This window comes from Planomicrobium sp. CPCC 101079, assembly GCF_007859275.1.
GTDB lineage: Bacteria > Bacillota > Bacilli > Bacillales_A > Planococcaceae > Planococcus.
Window position 1 is genome coordinate 275,305 of record NZ_VOHC01000024.1, and the last position, 22,279, is coordinate 297,583.

A 22,279-nucleotide genomic window follows, 5' to 3' on the forward strand; every position below is an offset into this window, starting at 1 on the left:
GACGTACGATAAATTGAATACACTATGAAACACCTTAAAAGAATTCAGGATTCTTCTAAGGTGTTTTTTATTTGAATAAATATTCTAATAATTTAACCGACTTTTAACCTTTAAGAACTAATATTGCTTTAACGAGGGGACAAACTAAAGTTTTCACGAAAGTGATGCTTTGGAGCAAATCATTATGAAATTGCAGATTGCTAGCTGGATTGATGGAAAGGCTTGTTCTGATTTACTTGCACCAACTGATATGGGGATTTGTCATACCGGCTGTTCATTAAGGATACAAATAGCCAGAAAAATATTAATATATTCCCGTATTTATCTAGCATTTGTCTTATTTAAAAGTGGAATCAGAAAAAAAGTTACCGCACTTTTTTGCTTACTTAAGGGGTTTGGAGTACTTAATCAAAAATTGGGGGAAATAATATGTGCCTTTATGAGAAAATTGTTAACCGTGAAGAAAAAGTATCAATCGTCGGGTTAGGGTATGTTGGTATGCCAATCGCAGTTGCGTTTGCAAAGAAAATAGACGTGATTGGATTTGATGTGAACAAAGAAAAGGTCGGCTTATATAAAAATGGCATTGATCCTACAAAAGAGGTAGGAAATGAAGTGATCAAGAATACAACGATTGAATTTACTTCGGATGAAGCAAGATTAAGGGAAGCGAAATTCCATATCGTTGCAGTGCCCACACCGGTTAAAGGAGATCGTACGCCTAATTTGGCACCGATAGAATCAGCGAGCCGTACGTTGGGCCGGAATTTGACCAAAGGTTCGATTGTCGTTTTTGAATCCACCGTTTATCCGGGTGTCACAGAAGATATTTGTGTGCCTATTTTGGAAAAAGAGTCAGGATTGAAATGTGGCGTGCATTTTAAAGTCGGCTATTCGCCGGAAAGAATCAACCCTGGCGATAAGGTACATAGACTGGAAACCATTATCAAAGTTGTAGCGGGCCAAGATGAAGAAACATTGGACATTGCTGCTAAAGTATACGAATTAGTTGTTGAAGCTGGGGTATATAAAGCGGCGAGCATCAAAGTGGCCGAAGCCGCAAAGGTCATAGAAAATTCACAGCGCGATATCAATATCGCCTTCATGAATGAATTGTCGATCATCTTCAACAAAATGGGGATAGACACGAATGCGGTTCTTGAAACGGCAAAAACCAAATGGAACTTCCTTAATTTTTCTCCCGGTCTGGTCGGCGGGCATTGCATCGGGGTCGATCCATACTACCTGACATACAAGGCAGAGCAGATGGGCTACCATTCCCAAATCATCCTTTCAGGAAGAAAAATTAATGATGATATGGGTAAATACGTAGCGGAAAATACCGTGAAAAATATGATCAAAGTAAACAAGCAAATAAACGGCGCAAAGGTAGCTATCTTCGGTGTGACGTTCAAAGAGAACTGCCCGGACGTCCGAAACACCAAAGTGGTCGATGTGATCAACGAGTTGGAGCAGTATGGGGTTGAAGTCAAGATTGTCGATCCTTCCGCCGACCCGGAAGATCTATGGAATGAGTATAGATTAACCCTGAGCACTCCGGAAGAAATAACTGGCGTTGATGCGGTTATTTTCGCAGTGCCGCATGAAGAGTTCCAATCGATCAAGCTTGAAGATGTGAAAGCTATGTTCAAGCACAAAGAGCTGGTTAATGTAGGAGCTCACAATGAGCCATTTGCAGCTCCGGATTTCAGTGTTGAAGTTGATGAGCAAGATTGCGTTTTGGTGGATATCAAAGGAATGTTCAATAGGGACCAAGCAGAGGATGCGGGCTTTTTGTATTGGAGATTATAAATGTGAGCTAAGAAAGCTTAAGTTTTCTGAAAGAAGCCCGTTCTGAAGTAACTGGCGCAGCGGGTTTTAGTAGTAGGCTGTTCTTTTGTTGACGGTGTTCCGGCAAAAATTTCCCTTGCAAAGCGGACAAAAAATATGAGAAAAAACAGCCCGGCCGTTGTCTACATTACAACGGCCGGGCTGTTTTTATCCAAATGGAGTTCGGATTCGTCTTATGATAAGTTATGCGAGTGCTTCCTTGAAGAGAGCGAATTCGTGAAATAAGCTTGCCGTAGATAAGAAAGCGGGAACCAGATGTTGAAAGCCATAAAATTCATATAAAGAGTTCAAAAAAAGACGTAGAAACAAAATTTATGCGTGAAAGAAAGCGAAAACTTCATGAAGAAAATATTGGAAGTTGCCTTCCTCAGGTTCGAAGGGGTGCAAGAGTTTTTTAGCTGTTCGCGCAAGCGGACAGTGCCATATTGTTCTTGAACTCGAACGGGGCATGAAATATAAAGAGGATTTCTTCTGCAATGTAAAAATGGATGCGTTTAGCCAAAGTGAAATGCGAAAGGGCAGAGATGGCTCATGAGATATAGCGTATACTTGGCATAGTGAAGAAGCGGCTAGTGAAAAGTCGCAACTGGAGGCGCATTTGTTGTAACTCGAATCCTATTAGTTGTAACTCATCGCTGGTTTGTTGCAACTCAAGTGAGGTTTGTTGGAGCTCGCAACCAGCGCAGAATTTCCCGGATTCAATAAAAACGCAAAAAGAAGCTTGCCCAAAAACGTTCATGGGGCAAGCTTCTTTTGCTATTAACGCACGTTCATTTCGTTCGGATGAGAACCTTTGCGGCGGTTTTTGTTTAGGCCAGTAATCTGGTCCATTTCCTCAGCTGTCAATTCGAAACCGAACACGTCGAAGTTTTCTTCAATTCGAGAAGGTGTGACTGATTTTGGGATGACGATTGAGTTGTTTTGCAGGTGCCAGCGCAAGATGACTTGAGCCGTCGTTTTGCCATGGGCTTCTGCAATTTTTTTGATTGTTTCGTCCTGAAGTGCTTCTCCGCCTTGGTCAAGCGGGCTCCATGCTTCAACGAAAATATTGTGCTCAGCGCAGAAAGCTTTCAGTTCAAATTGTGCCAAGTATGGATGGCACTCGACTTGGTTCAAGACTGGAGGCACTTCGCACTCCGCAAGCAAGCGCTCCAAGTGCTCGATTTCGAAGTTGCAGACGCCGATCGCTTTGACGCGGCCGTCTTTGTACAATTTCTCAAGCGCTTTGTATGTATCGATGTACTCGTCAAACTGCGGTGTTGGCCAGTGGATCAAATACAAGTCGACGTAATCAAGACCAAGACGCTCCAAACTTTCATCGAATGCACGAAGTGTATTGTCATAGCCTTGGTCGCTGTTCCACACTTTTGTCGTGATAAACAATTCTTCGCGGGAAATGCCGGATTCCTTGATCGCTTGGCCGACGCCTTTTTCGTTCTTATAGATCATCGCCGTGTCGATTGAGCGGTAGCCAACTTCAAGTGCTTTTGCTACTGCAGCTGTTGCTCCTTCGTCTGGCACTTGCCACACACCGAAACCTAATTGTGGCATTTTCAGCCCGTTGTTCAACGTTACAAATTCCATTTCGCATTGCTCCTTTTCCATTGGATAAATTTACAGATTACTTTTCTAGTTTAAACGATACCATCAAAAAAGTGCATTTAAACGACTTGAAACATATGTGACTGTAACGACGAGTTATCAGTGAAAGCGCAAAATTAAACGTATAAATATTAGTATAAATGAATGCGCTTTCAATAAGAAGGGAAGCAAACGAAGAGGATTATCTAGAAATAAAATCAGAATTTTTAAAAAATATATTTACTTTTGTTATTTATAAGCATAATATAAGAGGTATTAATCTGATGTTAGGAAAACTAACATGATGTTTATTGGAGAATTTAGTTATGGATAAGGAAGGAGTGATGCATAAAATTTGTATATATTAATCGGTTATGCCAATTGAAAGAGAATGAGGAGGAATGAAGATGGAAAATAATCATCAGGATTATGTAGATCAGCCAGTGCCTGCAGGGAGTAGAAGACCTTGGTGGGAAATCACTTTTGTTACATCGGGTTTTTGTTTAGCGGTTTCCGGAATGTTTGCTGGAGCGGCCTTATCATTAGGTATGCCGCTTAGAGATGTCATCATCACTATCTTGATCGGGAATCTTATCTTGACTCTTTATGGGGGATTAATGGGTTCAATTGGTGCTAAAACCGGAGTTTCGACTTCGATGCTTGCTACTAAAACATTCGGGAAATTAGGAGCTACCGTTATCAGTTTAATTTGGGCGATAACATTAATCGGTTGGTTTTCTGTTCAAGCCGGTTTTTTTGGCCAGACTATTGCAGCAATGTTACCAGGAGGAGGGTTTATCACCTCTGCTCCGATAGCGGCTGCTTGGGGTGGTACATTGATGATTTTAACCGCTTTTCTAGGATATAAGGGTATTCGGATGTTGAGCAATGTTGCAATTCCTCTTCTTCTCCTTCTTTCGGTATTTGGTGTTTATCTGGCTGTCGGAGAGTCGGGTGGGTGGAGCAACTTGACAGCCGAGATTACTGAACCTATTTCCATTATTGAAGGAATCGTGATTTTAGTCGGTACGTTTGCTGTAGGGGCAGTCGTCCAGCCGGATATTGCACGGTATGCACGGTCATCCAAAGATTCCTGGCTAGCGATGATCATTGCAATGATGATTGCAAATGGATTTATCGTCTTCGCAGGCGCTGCAACTTCTCTTGCGATGGGCACGGGCGATTTGCCTGCAGCGATGCTACAGCTTGGTTTAGGTGTACCTGGAATATTAATCTTGCTGGCAGCTCAATGGACCAGCAATGACAGCAATCTCTATTCTGCATCTTTGCCGCTAACAAATATTTTTAAAATTAAGCGTTCAACAGTGGTGGTCATTGTCGGGATTGTTGGAACTATTCTTGGGGCAGCAGGAATCGCTAATTATTTTGTAGGGTTTCTAAGTACCTTGGGGGTCTTCATACCGCCAATTGCCGGTGTTATTATTGCTGATTATTTTGTTCTTAATAAGGCAGACTATGATTTCAAAAAACAGTTGGCCGTCCCTGCACTTAAATGGCAGGCAATTGCAGCGTGGGCATTCGGGATTGCAGGAGGCGTGTTTGTGTCCGTCGGGATTCCATCTTTAAATTCTTTGGTGCTGGCGTTCGTTCTCCATTTCGTTTTAACGAAACTGTTCAGCAAATCTCCGATTCCTGTAAACAGTGTCAACATACAAGAGACAAAATAAGAACAAAGGAGTGTTTGGATGGCTCGTTTAATTGGTGTTGAAGATATTGAATACTTGGCAATTGGAGCTGCTGTACTGGGTACGGGAGGTGGAGGGGATCCTCATTTAGGTAAAATTATGGCTCAGCAGGCAATCAAGGAATTTGGGCCCGTCACCTTATTGGAGCCTGATGAAATGCCAGATGACAAAATGGTGGTTCCAGTCGCTATGATGGGAGCACCTACAGTATTTGTGGAGAAAATACCGAACGGAGACGAAGCTTTACATTCTCTTCGCCGCTTGGAAGAATACTTAGGGAAAGAGGCGTATGCAGTAATGCCGATGGAATGTGGCGGATTGAATTCCACCATTCCTTTTGTGGTAGCGGCAAGAGCAGGAATTCCGATAGTAGATGCGGATGGCATGGGCCGGGCGTTTCCTGAATTGCAAATGGAAACCTTCAATATATATGGTGTTTCGGGTACGCCTATGGTCATAACGGACGAACGCGGCGATTGGTCGCTGCTCAATACAGTTGACAACAATATGCTGGAACATATTGCCCGCGGCATCGCTATAAGAATGGGTGGGGTCGGGCATATTGCAGAATATCCCATGACCGGAGTGGAAATGAAGCGGTCATCTATTTTTCATACAGTCACGTTGGCGATTGAACTAGGGAAAGCGATTGTCCATTCGCGGGAAAAACAACTCTCCCCAATGCCGCAAATGGAAGCTGCGCTTATAAAGGCGGGATATGGGAAGCCGTTGATTTTGTTTGAAGCAAAAATTACCGATGTGGACAGGGCTACGACAGATGGATTTGCAAAAGGGACGGTTACATTAGAGGGGATTGGCGAATATAAAGGAGCGACGTACCAAGTTGACTTTCAAAACGAGAACTTGATTGCTTATCAAAATGGAGAAGTTCTTGCCACTGTTCCTGATTTAATAACATTTTTGGATTTAGATACCTTTAAACCACTGACTACGGAAACATTGCGTTACGGCTATCGTATATCCTGCTTGGCGATTCCCACTCCTTCTATTATGCGTTCCGAAGCGGCGCTTAAAGTTTGGGGACCTCAATATTTTGGATACGATTTAGAATTCGTTCCAGTTGAAGAATTGAATGAGGAGGCGAAGATACGTGGCTAAGCTGATTTATAAAATTGGTGTGGATGTTGGGGGAACAAATACGGATGCTGTCGTCTTAGACCATCAAGATCAAGTGGTAGCTGCGGTAAAGTCTTCAACTACAGCTGATGTACAGAGCGGAATATATACCAGTATTGAAAAAGTGTTGAAAGAGTCGGGAATCAACGTCAATCAGATTGCTTATGTGTCCCTTGGAACTACACATGCGACTAATGCCATCATCAGAAGAAAAGGGCTATCGAAAGTAGCGGTTGTACGAATATGCCTGCCGGCCGGTAAAGGCGTCTTGCCATTGGCAGGCTGGGATGAATCACTAATCGCCGCTATGGATGCAACGTCATTTTTAATCCATGGCGGCCATGAATATGATGGGCGTGCGTTAGCTGGTGAAGGGCTGGACCATGATGAAGTCTTCAGGGTTTTAGATACCATCAAAGAGAAAGGCTACGAGTCAATCGCCGTAAGCTGCATCTTTTCCCCTGCCAAAGATCAGCATGAAAAGGAGTTTGCCAAATTGGCGGCAGAGCGTCTCGGAGAAGATTTTCCTGTAACCCTTTCTTCTGAAATTGGAAGCCTCGGTTTGCTAGAACGAGAAAACTCGGCAATTTTGAACGCCAGCGTTGTCGGGGTTGCAAAAAAAGCGGCGTATGGACTGATTGAAGCATTAAAGGATCTCGGTATTTCGAGCAAAGTGTTTTTTGCTCAAAATGACGGGACCCTTATGTCGCTAGAAAGAGCGATCATGTATCCTGTTTTAACCATCGGATCAGGGCCGACAAATAGTACGCGAGGAGCTGCTTATTTGTCGAATCTTGAAAACTGCATCGTCGCCGATATTGGAGGCACTTCAACGGACGTGGGCATTTTAGTCAACGGATTCCCGCGCCAATCAGCGCTTGCAGTTGAAGTGGGCGGAGTCCTGACAAACTTCAGAATGCCTGATTTAATTTCTATTGGTTTAGGTGGGGGCAGCATTGTCCAGTATGATGGAAAAGAAGTGGCGATAGGGCCGGATAGTGTAGGGTATGAGATTAAAGAAAAAGCGATTGCTTTTGGTGGGGACATCCTTACTGCAACAGATATTGCACTGGCAGCAGGAGTGGCTATAATAGATGATCCGGCCTGTGACCTTTCTCGATTATCTTACTTGGATACGGAACTTGTCCAAAAAGGAATAGCTAAAATCCAAGAAATGGTTTTGAATGCGTGTGAAAAAATCAAAACTTCACCTGAGCCATTGCCGATCGTCTTAGTTGGGGGAGGGAGTGTCATCATGCCAGCTCAGCAAGATGATTCGGTTAAACTGATTAAACCGGAAAACTTCGGCTGTGCAAATGCTCTTGGAGCAGCAATTGCAGAAGCAAGCGGAGAAGTCGACGGTTTATGGCCGATGGAAAAACGGACGCGTGATGAAATCATTGAACTGGCGAAAGAACAAGCAATTGCTAAAGCAATTGAAATGGGCGCTGTACTTTCCGGCACCAGCGTTGTCGATTTAGAAGCAGTTCCATTATCTTATCTTCCTGGAAATGTACTCCGTGTTAAGGCGAAAGCTGCAGGGGCATTGCAATTATAATGGTTCTAAATGTATTTTATAAATTATAGTTTTATAAATGATGGACCACTTTGAATCTTTATTTGAAGTGGTTTTTTTATTGAGGAAAACTGTGCTTTGTCTTTAACAACTTGAATTGAAAGAATTTTTGAACTACAATGAGAATGTATCATTTAGGAAACCGAAATATTATTCATACTTATTTATATAAGGGAGAGATCAATCAATGAACCATTACGAGACGACATGGGATCTGGATTCCATTTTCAAAGGCGGCAGCAAATCCGAAGAGTTGAAAACATACATAACCAAGTTTGAAGAGAACATGGACGAATTGGCACAAAGAGTGGAGGACTTCAGCGTTCCGAGTTCAGTGGAGCAGACAGAGGAGCTTGGTTCCGTATTAACTCTATTGGAAACGACAACAAAACAGCTGCGCGAAATTGGTGCGTTTGCAAGCTGTTTGACGGCGCAGGACATGAGCGATAACGAAGCGAAGATTTTAACTGGCAAACGAAGTGAACTCGGGGCGGCGTACGTGTCGATTTTGGCGAAACTGGACCAGAAGTTTTTGCAGACGGATGATGCGGTTTGGGCAGGGCTTTTGGAAAGTCCGAACTTGCAATCGGTTGCGTTTGTACTTGATGAGCGCCGTTCGAATGCGAAAGGAAGACTGCCGCTCGAGCAGGAAATCCTGATCAACGATTTATCGGTCAACGGCTATTCGGCCTGGAACCAGATGTACAGCAGCATTGTCGCGAAGATGAGTATTGAGCACACGGAAAACGGAGAGACAAAGAAATTGTCGATGGGGCAAGCTGCCAATCGTTTGAGCACGCCTGATCGGGACGCCCGCAAAGAAGTGTTCGGCAAAATCAGCCAGGCGTGGGAAGAGGAATCTGAGCTGTTCGGTGAAACCTTGAACAATTTGGCCGGCTTCCGCCTGCAGACGTATAAGCACCGGAAATGGGATAATCCGCTGAAAGAGCCGCTCGAACTTAACCGCATGAGCGAAAAAACCTTGGATGCTATGTGGGGAGCAATTTCAGAAGGGAAAGCGCCGTTCGTTTCATATTTGAAGCGCAAAGCAGAATTGCTTGGGCTCCCAAAACTGGAGTGGCAGGACCTGAACGCACCGATTACCAAGTCGACGCAAAAAGTCAGCTATGACGAAGCTGCAGCGTTCATCTTGGAGCAGTTCGCCAAGTTCAGCCCGCAGATGGCCGAATTCTCGAAAATGGCATTCGAAAAGCGCTGGATTGAAGCGGAAGACCGCGCCGGCAAGCGCCCCGGCGGATTTTGCACAAGCTTTCCGGACAGCGAACAAACCCGCATCTTCATGACGTTTTCGGGTTCAGCGACAAATATCTCAACACTTGCGCATGAACTTGGGCACGCTTACCACCAGCACGTCATGAACAATACAGAGGCGCTAAACCAAAGATACGCCATGAACGTGGCTGAAACCGCTTCGACGTTTGCGGAAATGGTCGTATCCGATGCCGCGGTGAAAAACGCTGGAACAAAAGAAGAAAAAATTGCGTTGTTGGAAGATAAAATCAAGCGGAGCATCGCGTTCTTCATGAATATCCATTCCCGCTTCCTGTTTGAAACACGTTTTTACGAAGAACGTAAAAAAGGCGCGGTTTCTGTGGAGCGCTTGAACGAGCTGGCCGTGGAGGCCCAGCAGGAAGCATACGGCGGTGAACTCGCAAGCTATAACCCGACGTTCTGGGCTTCGACGCTGCATTTCCACATTACGGGCGTGCCGTTCTATAACTTCCCGTATACGTTCGGCTATCTGTTCAGCCAAGGGATCTACGCAAAGGCCCTCGAAACAGAAGGTGGTTTTGAAGAATCGTATAACGCTTTGCTTAGAGATACGGGCCGCATGACGGTGGAGCAATTGGCGCAAAAACATTTGGGCGTCGATCTTGAACAAGCCGGCTTCTGGGAAGAGGCCATCGCACTGTGCGTGAAAGACGTTGAAGAATTTTTGGAATTGACAGAAGTGGCAGTAGGATAAAGCGAGACGCCATCCTTGGAAGCAGCAGATTCCAAGGATGGCGTTTATTTAGTTGGCGGCACGATAAATTGCCTTTATTTTAGGCGGCTGATAGGATAGTATGAATAATTATTAGAATCTTCTGTTTCATGGAGAGGGGGGAGAGAAAACATGAAAGTTCTGGAGCTTGAAAATGTCTCAAGGCGGCGCGGAGATAAAAAGCTATTGAAGAATGTGAGCTGGCAGGTGGAACGGGGAGAGCACTGGGTGCTTTACGGATTAAATGGCGCCGGAAAAACATCGCTTCTCGATTTGATCAATGCCTATTTTTTCCCGACTGAAGGAAAGGTGAGTGTCCTCGGAATGGAGTTCGGCAAAACGTACTTGGCTGAAAAACTCCGGAAGCAAATCGGCTTTGTCTCTTCGTCGCTCCAACAAAAAATACTCTCGTCCGATAATGCGTACGAAGTGGTCTTAAGCGGTGCGTTTGCGTCACTCGGTTTGTATGAGGAAACAACAGCTGAGATGGATAAACGAGGCGTCGAAATTCTGAAGGAATTGGGTTGCCTGGAATATGCGAACCGTCCTTACGCAACATTGTCACAAGGAGAAAAACAGCGGGTGTTGATCGGGCGGGCATTGATGGCGGAGCCTTCGCTATTGGTCCTTGATGAACCGACAAATGGACTGGATTTTATCGCGCGGGAGGAACTGCTCGAGACAATCGAGAATATCGCGAAAAAGCCGGAAGGGCCGACAATTATTTATGTGACGCATCATATAGAAGAAATTCTGCCGGTTTTCGACAAGACGCTTTTGCTGAAAGACGGGGAAGTGTTTGATTCAGGCAATACGGCAGAATTGATCACAAGTGAAGGGCTGTCGGCATTTTTCGGGATTCCTGTGAACGTCATGTGGCACAACAGCCGTCCGCTGCTTTCGAAAGCAGTGAAAAGAGGGAACTGATTTGCTTTTTTTAGAGCTTGTGTACCGTGTGAAATGGGGATATAGATCAATGGCAACTAAAAACAAGGCTGCGAAGCTTGATTTCGCTGCCTTGCGTTTTTTTAATCCCTTCACTTACATCTCACGGACAATCGCCACTTCCGCTAGTTTAACTCCGTTTGCGAGGAACAATTCCGAGATGGAGTGGCGGATCCGGCTTTCCAATCGTTCTTTCATTTCGACATCGCTAACATTCACTTCGACTTGAAAATCAAGCGCCGAATTCCGGAAATCGATAAACCGAACTTCCGGTGAGTCATCTGGAACACCGGCCATTTTTTGTTTTTCATTTTCTGCTGCTTGCAAGAGGAGTTGTTCCACCTGTTCAGTGTCACTGCCGTACGCAACACTCACCACAACGCGTGCGAAGAGTTTCGCGCTGGAGCGGTTTTTGACGATTTGTTCGATAAAGTATTTGTTCGGCACGATAAGCGTTCCGCTCTTCAGAGTCTCAACGACGGTCGAGCGAAGTGTAATCTTGGAGATGCGGCCGATTTTCTTGTCGATTTCCACCATTTCTCCGACTTCCATCGGCCGTTCAAATAAGATGATAATGCCCGACACGAAGTTAGCTGCAATATTCCGGACGCCAAAACCGATGCCGATGCCGAGTACGCTAAAAACGACGCCAAGTGCGGTCAAGTCCAGGCCGACGGTCGTAAAACTCAGTGCCAAAGCGATAAACATGACGATATAGTAGATAATCCGGTTGAATGTATAGCTCATGCCAACATCAACGTCGAATTGATCATAGATAAACGGCATAACGAAGCGGTTGAACGCCTTCACCAGCCGGCTAGCGAAGTTGACGATGATGGCCACGAAGACAATCAGGAACACGGATACCTCGACGCCTTCTGTTTCATAGAACGGATAAAACAGCCAGCTCTCTTTTGAAAAGTAGAGCAGGAAAAAGAGGATCGCCCCGTAGAAAGCGAGCCAATTCAATACTTCAGATAAAACAGGGAAGATGCGTTCTTTAAACCGTTTAGACGGAACCAGTTTTCTCAAAAGGAAAATAATAATCGACTTTGCTGCAAAAATTAGGGCAACGTAGACGAAAAACATGAAAAATTCCACCAAGGAAAGGTTCTTTAAAAATTCTATACCTTGAAACAATTGGTTATTCATCGGCCCTCTCCTTTTCATTCTGGAATGGTAGTGTAATTTTTCCCTTTACAGGCCTTTTCAAACAAGCAAGAAGAGTTTCTTAAAAGGGATTTCTGTTAGAATGTTCTTATTATTTTATCAACTTGCTTATATAATAGAAGAAGAGTGCATTTGTTCACTTTAAAAACTACATATTGACTGTGCAATCAGCCAAAAAGGAGCAAAGGAAATGGAAAAAACAGCATTTGAAATAGAAGAGGCAACAATCAGTGATATTCAGGAAGCTTTCAAAAACAAACAGTTGACGTCGGTTGAACTGGTTCAGGCTTATTTGGACCGGATCGAAAATTATGATAAGAATGGCCCGAAAATCAATTCAGTCCTTAGCATTAATCCCGATGTGCTGGAAATTGCAACAGTGCTCGATGAAAAGCGCGGGCAAAAGGGACAAGGCCCGTTATATGGAATACCTGTCTTGTTAAAAGACAATATCGATACGGTGGACAATATGCCGACTACTGCGGGAACCATCGCGCTGAAAGACAATTTTGCGGAAGAAGATGCGTTTGTCGCGGAGCAGCTGCGGCAAGCGGGTGCCATCATTCTTGGCAAAGTCAATATGAGTGAATGGGCTTATTTCATGACGCAAAATGTGCCGAGCGGCTACAGCGGGCTTGGCGGACAGGTGCTGAATCCTTACGGAGTTGGTGCGTTTGAGGCAGGGAGCGTCGGCGGATCAAGTTCAGGTACAGGCGCAAGTATCGCGTCGAATTTTGCAGTTGTCGGCATCGGTACGGAAACATCAGGATCGATCTTGAGCCCCTCAAGCGCCAATTCGATTGTTGGGATCAAGCCCACAGTAGGGTTGATCAGCCGTACGGGCATCATCCCGATTGCCGAAAGCCAGGACACAGCAGGACCGATGGCGCGGACCGTGGCGGACGCGGCAATTACACTTGGCGCTTTGACAGGAGTCGACGAGCGGGACCCGGCCACTCGTTTGAATGCCGACAAGGCACTATCCGATTATACGCCCCATTTGAAAGCGGATGGGCTAAAAGGAGCGCGGATCGGTGTCGACCGTTCTTTCTTGAGTGAAGCGGACAAAGAAGAACGCGCCGTCATGGAAGAGGCAATTGAAGAGTTGAAATCGTTTGGGGCGATTGTCGAGGAAGTGATCATCCCAAGGCAGGAGTTCGACTCGGAAGTCTTATGGTATGAATTCAAGCGGGGGGTCAACGACTATTTGCGCAAAGTGTCGGATGAAGTGCCGGTGAAATCGCTGGCGGATGTTATCGAGTTCAACAAAATGGATCCTGCCATCCGCATGAAATTCGGCCAAAGCGAACTTGAAAAAGCATTGAGTTTGAGCGACGACCCGCAAGACCCGACGTATTTGGAACACCGCGAAACCGACCTCCGGATCTCAGCGGCCGAAGGGATTGATATGGTTATGGCAAGATACAATTTGGACGCTTTGTTGTTTGAAAACAACCGCGGCGCCGCCATGCCGGCGAAAGCCGGCTATCCATCAATTACCGTGCCAGCGGGCTACACGGGCAAAGGTGAGCCGGTAGGCGTTACGTTCAGCGCACTTGCTTACAGCGAACCGAAACTCATCGAACTTGCCTATTCTTACGAACAAGCAACAAAAAAACGCGCAGCACCGAAATTTGAATAACTGAATGGCAACCGTCCTCGCCGTAAAGTGAGGGCGGTTTTTTATTGGAAAGACGGGCAGTTTTAGATGAGCGTGCAGAAGAATTCCGGAGAACCGGTTTTTCGCTTTTGGCCTTGAACTGTAATCGGAAAAATCGTTTAGCCCGAATAGAAAAGGGAACACTATAGGTGTAAATCAGGAAAACAGGGAGGGGATATTGGATGAAACAAAACATTGGAACAATCGATTCGATGGTCCGAATTTCGTGCGGTTTGACGCTGCTTGCATGGTCGATTGCTAAAATGGCGCGAGACAAACCTTCTGGAGGACAGCTTTTCGTGTCGCTGATGGGCGCACAGAAAGTGGCGGAAGGGATTACCCGTTATTGCCCGTTGACGGATGCACTCGGCATGGACCAAAAGAAAACACAAATCACTGCGTAAAGATTATTCTTTCATTTAAAGTTGATTTCATGAAACGCACTACGCTTAGTTACCCAAACTAAAAGGAGGCACCAATCATGAAAGTGACAGAAATAATGACAAAAGATGTTGAAACTTGCACGACAGACACGCCGATTCAGGCAGTGGCGATTCAAATGCTGAATTTGGATGTCGGATCGATTCCGGTGGTGGATAATAATGACGGCAAGCTGGTCGGAATCATCACGGACCGTGACATCGTTACACGCGGCATCGCTGCCCAATTCGCGCTGGACACGCCAGTCGGCCAAATCATTTCTTCCGACCTTGTAACCGGAACGCCCGATATGGATGTGGAAGATGCCGCAACTTTAATGTCGGAACACCAAATCCGCCGCCTGCCAATTTGCGAGGATGAGAAATTGGTCGGCATAGTAGCGCTCGGAGACGTTGCTGTAAAAGATCAGTCGGACGAACATGCCGGCGAAGCGATCGAAGATATTTCAAAGCCGGCTGAGCCGAATGAATAAATAATTAAACAGCCTTGCTTGAAACGACTCTGTTTCAAGCAAGGCTGTTTTCTTTACCCCAAAAAATACAAACCCACAATCGCTGCATAGCACATCACCCACAACAGGCCTGCAAAACCGGCATTGTACTTTATACTTACCTTAAAAGGGCTTTGTCGGCTGATGGCCGCAAGGAGCAAGTTGACTCCTGAAAACGGGGAAACAAGGATTGCGGCCATCCAGCTGGAGAGAAGGCCAAGACTCAAATAGAGATGGTCTTCCATGAAAAGCGGAGAGCCGCTCAACGTGATTGCCAAAATTGTCGCGGTGATGACCGGATGAAGGCCGACGATGGCCGGTATGACCATAAGCAGCGCAATCACCGGGATCAATAGCAGCACGTTTGTAATGTTCAAGCTATCGAGCAACGCCAAAATCCACTCATCGGCTCCGTTGTCCAGTAGCGCTGTACCGAAGGCACCCGCGATGATGAATAGCGACAGTTCGTTCCCCATGCCTGGAATTCGTGCGTCGAAAAACGATCGGTAATTACGGGCAAGATCTTGTTTGGTGCTAAAAAATAGCGACCAGACAAAAGACATCAACGCAGCAACAATTGGAATGACCGTAAGTACCGACAGGCCAGTCAGGCTTTCTGTAATCATGATAATCGCTGTGATCAACGCGACGATTAACGCCAATTCCACAACTTTGCGCTTTGCCTTTTTTAATTCTGTTTGGTTTGGCAAAGGTGTTTCTACTGGAATCTCTTCGCAGTTTCTTCCTTCTAAGAAGAATCCCATCAGCATGAGGAGCAGCGCCAAGGAAATGCCGGGCACAAAGAGCTGAAGCCACGTGATGTCGAAATAAGCGAGGACGAGCCCCACGGAAATGAAATAAGGAGACCATAGGAAAGCCAGCACAAATCCCCGGCTCATTGACTTGAGCCGCAGCGCTGTATACGGCTGGAACGACTTCGTGTCTGTCAATTGGTACAGAATGGGCAAGGAGCCGACGTTCATGACAGCGCCGATGCTTGCGGCGGTGATGGTTGAGAACAAATATAACTGCTGTGTTTTTTGGATATAGGACGAGAAAATGACTTCGACGTACGTTAAATAGTTTCCTTGCTTGATCGGGATGGCAAGTAGCGGGACAAAGATGAAAATGGCCAAGACGTTTGCGTTCGTCTGGAGCCCGATGAAGAAATGGTGAAGCCCCTCACGGCTCAATTCCATGCTGAGCGCCCCGATGGTCAGCACCAAGATCAAGATTTTTGGAACCCGGTTCAAATAAGGAAAAAACGACAGCAGCGCTATCAAAGCAAACAGGCTGACCAGTGCGGAAGCGAAAGGGAACGGATAAAAGATTGACAGCAAGTAAGTTCCGCCCATGAGCAAAGTGCTGAGCGGCCTGATGATCGGTTTCATGCCAAAACTCCTTCGGTTTTCTAATAATCTCTAGTTTGCCAGATAAGCGGGCAATAGTCTCTAAATATGCAGTTAATTTTGACCAAGTACTGTTAGCGGTATTGAAGAAGCCCGTCTTAGGGCTATGTAAATTTTTAGTTTCAGATTTTCATATTGCGGATAATGAGTGGAATGTAGGCGCTCACTATGATAATGTTTATGATATATACATGAATTGCATCAAATTTTGCATATACATATTTAAAATTTATATAATAAACACTATGAGATGAAAAGCAAGGTTTTGTATTTCATTTAAAGACGGAGGAAAAATATGGTAAAAGTAAGTGTTATTGTTCCGACATTCAACAATACGAAAGAAAATTTAGAGCGTATTATAGAATCATTTGATAATCAAACGATGGATAAAAAAGATTTTGAAGTTATTTTTGTTGATGATGGTTCTAGTGAGTTCCAGTCGTTCAAACGCTTAAAGAAAATGGCGGACGAACGGCCAAATTATACAGTGAAAAGCATTAAAGCGTCCGGCTGGGGAAGCAAACCAAGGAATATGGGAACCAAGATTGCTCGTGGAGAATACGTTTTCTATAGCGATGATGATGACTCGATTTTCCCTCAGGCATTGGAGAAAATGTATGATTTCGCAAAAAAGCATGACTTTGATGTGGTCAATCCTAAAGTGATCAGAACAAAGGGCTGGTCTTGGGGCTGGGATGAGTACCAAGAAAATATTATTGGTGCAGAAAAAAATGGCGTGCAATCTATGGGACCGATGACAGTTCCAAAACTGTACAAAAAATCATTCCTTGAAAAGAATGGCTTAACCTTTTCTGAAGGTGAAAAAGTATGGTGGGAAGACGTTATGTTCTCTTGCTTAGTATTTAGCAAGAATCCTCATATTGGCGTGTTGGCTGAATATCCGATCTACCATTGGAGAGAACAGAATAGATCCGCTTCATTTGGAAAAGATTTAGATTATAAATGGTCGCAGTTAACAAACCTTGCGATTTTCTTTGGAGAAAATCTTAGCCAGGAAGATAGAGATATTATGGTAGGGCATTGGTACAAATCACGTGTGTTAGGCGCTATCAGTAAAGATTTCCATAAGAAAAAAGAAGAAATCCAGAAAATCGAGTTTGCAAAAGCGGAAGAATGGCGAGAAAAGTATGTGAACGATAACGTTGTTTCCAAGTTGGATTCGAACGGGAAAGTATTGGACCAAATCCTGGAAATGGGAAGACGCGACTTGGCCTATTCTCTCTCTGAAAGCCGGACAGGCATTACGGCGAGAAGCTACCTCAAGAATGCCTCTTTTGTAGACGATAAGATTTTAATTTCTTGTTCTGCTGATTTGACTATAGATGAAGAAGAAGCGGTTAAAATAAAAGGCAGAAACAGAAAGATAAAAATCAAATTGCCGAAAGACGTGGCAAAAGAAATACCAAAACAATTGCAGTATTTTGATGAAAAAGAGATTGATGAATCGATTTACTTACCCGCGATAAAAGGAAGGCATTCCCGTGCGACTTGGGATGTGAAAACAGTTAAACGTTCGGAATTTGTGTACGGAAAAGGGTTGACAGGTTTCACGGTAACAGGTGAACTGGAGTTTACCATTAACATGAAGGATTATGCGTTGGATAAGGCCGACTATTTCCAACCATGGGATATAGCGACACGTTTTTCTTATTTGGATAATTTTTCTCAACGTGCCTTAGCCTGCAAGGATGACTTTAAAAAAGCGGCAATCATCAACAACAATACGTATGTAATCTATAAGAATAATTCAGAGTTATTCTCTATCGATATGAATTCGACTGTTTTGAATTTCCTGGGAGTAGCTAAAGCGGATGTAGACAATGCTTATGTGGAAAATGGCAAAGATATTATAGTCCCGATTGTCAATACATATGTATATGGCGACACAAACCTCGAATTTATCGCGGCTGTAATTCATGAAGAATCTACTGGGTTTGTTGATACCACAGCTAATATTTTCACAAAGAATGGTTCAGCTTACATAAGAGTAATTACCGATGGAGTAAACAAAGGCAAGAACACCATTAAAATCGTTTTGAACAACAAAGCCCATGAATTTGCTGTACACCTTGATTAATTCAGCAATAAGAGATTGGAGCAGGCACAACTTGTGCCTGCTTTTTTATTATATACATTATCATTTTTTAAAAAAGGATATAGGTAAAAATAACCTGCATATTAAAGTTTTCCAGTGAAAATAGTATGATATACTTTTAAAAGTTGCATTTGCGCTTTGGAGGAGAAAAATGAAAAGTTCCACAAGTCTACGGACACGTTTGTCTATGATATTTGCAGTACTGTTACTTGCCTTAATACTTGTATTGGGCAGCATCATTGGTTACCGTTCTGTCAAACAAGCCCAACTTCAAATTGGAAGTTCACTTGCGGAACGCGCTTATTTAATGGGGAACACACTGGACCAGTATATGTGGTCGCGGTATGGCGAAATCGAAATCTTGAGCACGTTAAAAGAATTAAGGCAGCCTGACGATATCGTTCAAGTCCAGAATCTGCTCGATCAGTCAAAAACGATATTTCCGTCTTTCTCTTGGATTGGCTATACCAATGCTGAAGGGACAGTCACTGCCGCAACGGACGGGATTTTAGAAGGTGTGGATATTTCGGAAAGGCCCGTATATCAAGGGGCATTAACCGACAAATTTATCGGCGATGTTCATGAGGCGGTCCTATTGGCTGATCTTTTGCCCAATCCGACTGGCGAGAAAATGAAGTTTGTTGATATCAGTCTGCCGGTACATGATTATGAGAACAATTTTATCGGAGTATTGGCTACTCATTTAAGCTGGGAATGGATGGTAGAAATTGAAGCATCCATGAAGAAAACGGTAAGTGATCAAGAATCAATAGAGTTTTTCATTGTCAGTAAAGAAAATAATGATGTGCTGCTGGGGCCGGAAGAAATGGTGGGCCTTCCTTTGAATACCAGCAGTATCGAACAGGCTAAAATCAATAAAAACGGCTGGACTCTTGAAAAGTGGGACGATGGCAAACAATACTTGACCGGCTATTTGGTGGAAGAGGGCTATAAGGATTATCCAGGCCTCGGCTGGACTGTTTTGGTCAGGCAGCCACTGGATGTAGCGTACGCACCAATTAAAGAATTGCTGGCGTTCATCCTTGTTTCCGGGGTTCTATTGGTCCTCGTTTTTGCAGGCCTCGGCTGGATAGTTGCTGGATATGTGGCGCGGCCTTTAAAACAAATTACAGGGGTGGCGGACCGGTTAAGGGAAGGCGAGCCAGTTGAAATTCCTTCCTACAAAGGGATTTTAGAAATAGAAGTTCTTTCGGAGTCATTAAGAAAACTGGTTTCCAATCTAACGCAGACAGAGACAGCTTTAGAACGAATGGAAGATGTGGCGTATCATGACGCTTTGACCGGCTTGCCGAACCGGAATGCACTCGATCAATTTTTAGATGGAGCAACTGAAAAGTACAATAAACTGGTTGTATTATACATAGATTTGGATGGGTACAAAGCGATCAATGACACCTATGGACACCATGCCGGAGACGAACTTTTAAAACAAGTTGCAGCAAGACTAAAGCGAAATGTAGGGAATGAGGAATTGGTTTCAAGGGTGGGGGGAGACGAATTTGTGGTCGTCCTTACTTCCGCAAATGCAACCCTGGAGAATGGAAGAGCGGTTGGCGAACGGATTGTTGCAATGCTCAATAAGCCTTATATCATTGAAGGCGAAATCTTATCAATCGGCTGCAGTATTGGCGGTGCTGTTTGGGATGCTGGCCAGGAAAGCATAAGTGATGTGATCAGGCAGGCCGATGAAGCGTTGTATAGTGTAAAACGGACCGGCAAGAACCGGGTCGATTTTAATGAAGCAATAATTGGTGCGTAGCCGTATATCAAAAAGCGGAAAATCGATAGGAATCGATTTTCCGCTTTTTTGTGATCTCTGGAACCAAAAGATAAAGAAGTGTTATTCCCTTGCTTTCTTTTCAAGGTTCATTCTCCGATCGGATATTTATAGTTGCCACGAAGAAACTTGGCTTCAAAGTCTTCCGCTTTCAATGGTTTATCGAAGAGGTAGCCTTGGAAAATGGTGCATCCGTTATTTTTTAAAAAACGGACTTCCTCTTGGCGTTCCACGCCTTCAGCCAAGAGCTCACAGCCGATGCTTTTCACCAAATGGATCAGCGATTGCAAGAGGGCTTCCGACTTCTGATCTTCTCCTATTTTTTGGATGAAACATTTGTCGATTTTTATTTTATTCACTGGAAATTGAGTCAGATAAGAAATCATGGAAAAGCCGGTGCCAAAGTCATCGATGGCGATGGAAATGCCGTATTCTTTGCAGCGCATTAAATTTGCAAGAGTCTTATCGGAATAGGTGATTTCCGCCTGTTCTGTAATTTCGATTTCAATCCATTCAGGCTGGATGCCGTATTGCTCCATTAACTGGATGAACGTGTCGACAAAAACCGAACAGCAAAGAAGAGAAGGCGTCATATTGATGGCAGTTTTAATAGATCGGCCATAACGCGACTCCCATTCTTTCATCTTCGTAAATACTTCCGTCAGCAAGTGTTGTGTCAAAGCGATGATTGTTCCAGACTGTTCCGCCACTTCAATAAACTCCAACGGGGAAAGTTCTCCTAATGTGGGATGGTTCCATCGTGACAGTACTTCTGCCCCTGTGAGTTCCCCGGTCATTCCATCAATTTGAGGCTGCAGCGTAAAGTAGAAGCCCGAATCGCTTAACTTTTTTGTGAGCCCTTCTTCGATTACCAGTTTCCGGTTGCGTCGATTGTTCATTTCCGCGTTGAACACTGCATAAGAAGAACCTTTCACTTTTTTGGCTTCGAACATGGCTGTTTCCGCATTTGCTACTAAGATTTCAAGAGTTTCAGCGTCTTCGGGGAAATGGGCGATTCCGACGCTTGCCGACACTTTAATGGATTTGAAGTTGTCCAAGTCAAATGGCCGGTCGAAGAGCGCCAATATTTTCTCCGCAAACTGGGAGGGAGTAGATTTGTCTGCAAAGCATCTGATGAAGACGAAATTATCGCCATCGCGGCGCCCCACTTTGTGTTGAGCTCCTGCTAGCTCCCGCAGCTTGTCTGCCGCCATCTTTAAAATCTGGTTCCCGGTACTGTAATCATGCAAGGTGTTGATCAGTTTGAGATTATCCAGGTTGATGAAGTACAACGAGAAGAATTTGTCTTGCCCTTTTAAGGAAGCACCTTCTTTTATCAGGCTTCTTCTGTTTGGCAGTCCGGTTAAATCGTCGAAATAGGCATATTGGGTCAAGGTGATTTCCGCTTTTTTTCGTTCGCCGACATCTTGGATATAGATTGCCAACCCGTTGTTTGCGAGTGGATAGGCTTTTAATCTGAACCAAGAAGCAAGCGGTTCGTAAAACGTTTCAATTTCCGCTTCAACTTTCTCAATCGCAGCGCGTTCATATGCTTCATATAACGGCTTGATGGTTTTGGCATCGGGAAAAGAGTCCCATACATTTCTCCCAATCACTTCTGCTCTTTTGCAGCAAAGCATCCGTTCTGCTACATCATTCAGGTAGATCAGATTGAATTGATCGTCCGTTAAAAAAAATCCTTCGGTCATGCTTTCTAAAACGCTTTCCGCCGTAATGGCTTCTATTGAATGGACAGGGATCGGTTGATGGGAAAGCAGCGCATAGTTCGCGACGCTTGACTCCGAATTCAAAGGAATCACATTGACTGAAAAAGGAACAAGTTCTCCGTTTGTCGAGGGAAGGGTTTGCTTTTTTTCATATGTAAGTATTTCTTTGTTGATCACATTCAATATGGCTTGTATTTCGCGTTGGCCTCCGGTCTGGCGGATGAGCTTGAAATAATCGGCTCCTATGCTGCACCAATCTTTTACCAAATCATATTCAGCGCAAAGATCTGTCCAAGCTTGGTTCACTTCAACGATTTTCCCTTTGTTATCAATAATTATGAGCGGATCTTTTGCTACGTTAAACCATTCTGTTGATATATTGATTTGTTGTTTCACTTTTTCCACTCCTGGTTGGCGTTTAGGTTTTGATAGGCATAAGAAGAACAGGCAGAACAATTGCAAGATGAATGCAGCTCTTGGTTAGAAAGCAAGGATAGAGTTCCCAGCTTAACAATTCATCAAAATTTTACCTGCATAAACTGGAATAAATAAAAAGCAATCAAGTATATTACTAAATTTGTAAAAAAATAATGTATTTATTCCTTTTAATTTTATGATATCATGTGGGAGTAAAGTTTGGGAGAAGATTTTAAAAACAGCGGTATTA

16 protein-coding genes are annotated in these 22,279 nt (G+C 44.2%); 12 read left to right on the forward strand and 4 right to left on the reverse strand.

Annotated features, from left to right (window positions below; translation table 11 throughout):
• Nucleotides 1-184: 184 nt before the first annotated feature.
• Both FQV28_RS11550 and FQV28_RS11555 read left to right on the forward strand, forming a co-directional pair.
• Nucleotides 185-487: a hypothetical protein gene (locus FQV28_RS11550; protein ID WP_146496653.1), complete on the forward strand. Its 303-nt coding sequence runs from the start codon at nucleotides 185-187 to the stop codon at nucleotides 485-487.
• The gene (locus tag FQV28_RS11555) at nucleotides 430-1,812 is read left to right on the forward strand and encodes a nucleotide sugar dehydrogenase (RefSeq protein ID WP_146496654.1); all 1,383 of its coding nucleotides are present in this window, start codon (nucleotides 430-432) and stop codon (nucleotides 1,810-1,812) included. Before FQV28_RS11550 ends, FQV28_RS11555 begins: the two co-directional genes overlap by 58 nt.
• A gap of 798 nt (nucleotides 1,813-2,610) precedes the next feature.
• Here FQV28_RS11555 and FQV28_RS11560 read toward each other — a convergent pair.
• Nucleotides 2,611-3,435: an aldo/keto reductase gene (locus FQV28_RS11560; RefSeq protein WP_146496655.1), complete on the reverse strand. Its 825-nt coding sequence runs from the start codon at nucleotides 3,433-3,435 to the stop codon at nucleotides 2,611-2,613.
• Nucleotides 3,436-3,839: 404 nt separating this feature from the next.
• On the opposite strand from FQV28_RS11560, the gene FQV28_RS11565 reads away from it, so the two are divergent.
• The 5 genes from FQV28_RS11565 to FQV28_RS11585 all read left to right on the forward strand — a co-directional run bounded on the left by FQV28_RS11565 (nucleotide 3,840) and on the right by FQV28_RS11585 (nucleotide 10,783).
• Nucleotides 3,840-5,120: a cytosine permease gene (locus tag FQV28_RS11565; RefSeq protein ID WP_255472913.1), complete on the forward strand. Its 1,281-nt coding sequence runs from the start codon at nucleotides 3,840-3,842 to the stop codon at nucleotides 5,118-5,120.
• An 18-nt stretch (nucleotides 5,121-5,138) separates the two neighbouring features.
• Nucleotides 5,139-6,257, forward strand: a complete 1,119-nt coding sequence (locus FQV28_RS11570) for an S-methyl thiohydantoin desulfurase family protein (protein WP_146496657.1) — start codon at nucleotides 5,139-5,141, stop codon at nucleotides 6,255-6,257.
• Entirely contained in the window at nucleotides 6,250-7,833 is a 1,584-nt protein-coding gene (locus FQV28_RS11575) for a hydantoinase/oxoprolinase N-terminal domain-containing protein (protein ID WP_370455128.1), read from the forward strand. The genes FQV28_RS11570 and FQV28_RS11575 overlap by 8 nt, the downstream gene beginning before the upstream one ends.
• A gap of 205 nt (nucleotides 7,834-8,038) precedes the next feature.
• Nucleotides 8,039-9,838, forward strand: a complete 1,800-nt coding sequence (locus tag FQV28_RS11580; RefSeq protein ID WP_146496659.1) for a M3 family oligoendopeptidase — start codon at nucleotides 8,039-8,041, stop codon at nucleotides 9,836-9,838.
• Between the two features lie 150 nt (nucleotides 9,839-9,988).
• On the forward strand, nucleotides 9,989-10,783 hold the full coding sequence (locus tag FQV28_RS11585; protein ID WP_146496660.1) for an ABC transporter ATP-binding protein: 795 nt from the start codon (nucleotides 9,989-9,991) through the stop codon (nucleotides 10,781-10,783).
• Nucleotides 10,784-10,897: 114 nt separating this feature from the next.
• Here the strand turns inward: FQV28_RS11585 and FQV28_RS11590 are convergent, their stop codons facing one another.
• On the reverse strand, nucleotides 10,898-11,953 hold the full coding sequence (locus FQV28_RS11590) for a mechanosensitive ion channel family protein (protein ID WP_186763858.1): 1,056 nt from the start codon (nucleotides 11,951-11,953) through the stop codon (nucleotides 10,898-10,900).
• A 208-nt stretch (nucleotides 11,954-12,161) separates the two neighbouring features.
• Here FQV28_RS11590 and FQV28_RS11595 point away from each other — a divergent pair, with 208 nt between their 5' ends.
• The 3 genes from FQV28_RS11595 to FQV28_RS11605 all read left to right on the forward strand — a co-directional run bounded on the left by FQV28_RS11595 (nucleotide 12,162) and on the right by FQV28_RS11605 (nucleotide 14,544).
• The gene (locus tag FQV28_RS11595; RefSeq protein ID WP_146496661.1) at nucleotides 12,162-13,613 is read left to right on the forward strand and encodes an amidase family protein; all 1,452 of its coding nucleotides are present in this window, start codon (nucleotides 12,162-12,164) and stop codon (nucleotides 13,611-13,613) included.
• Nucleotides 13,614-13,813: 200 nt separating this feature from the next.
• Nucleotides 13,814-14,035: a YgaP family membrane protein gene (locus FQV28_RS11600; protein WP_146496662.1), complete on the forward strand. Its 222-nt coding sequence runs from the start codon at nucleotides 13,814-13,816 to the stop codon at nucleotides 14,033-14,035.
• Between the two features lie 77 nt (nucleotides 14,036-14,112).
• Complete coding sequence (locus FQV28_RS11605; RefSeq protein WP_146496663.1) at nucleotides 14,113-14,544, forward strand: CBS domain-containing protein; 432 nt, start codon at nucleotides 14,113-14,115, stop codon at nucleotides 14,542-14,544.
• Nucleotides 14,545-14,597: 53 nt separating this feature from the next.
• On the opposite strand, the gene FQV28_RS11610 is transcribed toward FQV28_RS11605, so the two are convergent.
• On the reverse strand, nucleotides 14,598-15,953 hold the full coding sequence (locus tag FQV28_RS11610) for a hypothetical protein (protein WP_146496664.1): 1,356 nt from the start codon (nucleotides 15,951-15,953) through the stop codon (nucleotides 14,598-14,600).
• 313 nt (nucleotides 15,954-16,266) lie between these two features.
• Between FQV28_RS11610 and FQV28_RS11615 the strand changes: the two genes are divergently transcribed.
• Both FQV28_RS11615 and FQV28_RS11620 read left to right on the forward strand, forming a co-directional pair.
• Entirely contained in the window at nucleotides 16,267-18,069 is a 1,803-nt protein-coding gene (locus FQV28_RS11615; protein ID WP_146496665.1) for a glycosyltransferase family 2 protein, read from the forward strand.
• A gap of 169 nt (nucleotides 18,070-18,238) precedes the next feature.
• Nucleotides 18,239-19,867: a sensor domain-containing diguanylate cyclase gene (locus FQV28_RS11620; protein ID WP_146496666.1), complete on the forward strand. Its 1,629-nt coding sequence runs from the start codon at nucleotides 18,239-18,241 to the stop codon at nucleotides 19,865-19,867.
• A 107-nt stretch (nucleotides 19,868-19,974) separates the two neighbouring features.
• Here FQV28_RS11620 and FQV28_RS11625 read toward each other — a convergent pair whose 3' ends face one another.
• Nucleotides 19,975-22,008, reverse strand: coding sequence for a sensor domain-containing protein (locus FQV28_RS11625; protein ID WP_146496667.1), 2,034 nt, complete (start codon nucleotides 22,006-22,008; stop codon nucleotides 19,975-19,977).
• Between the last annotated feature and the right edge of the window lie 271 nt (nucleotides 22,009-22,279).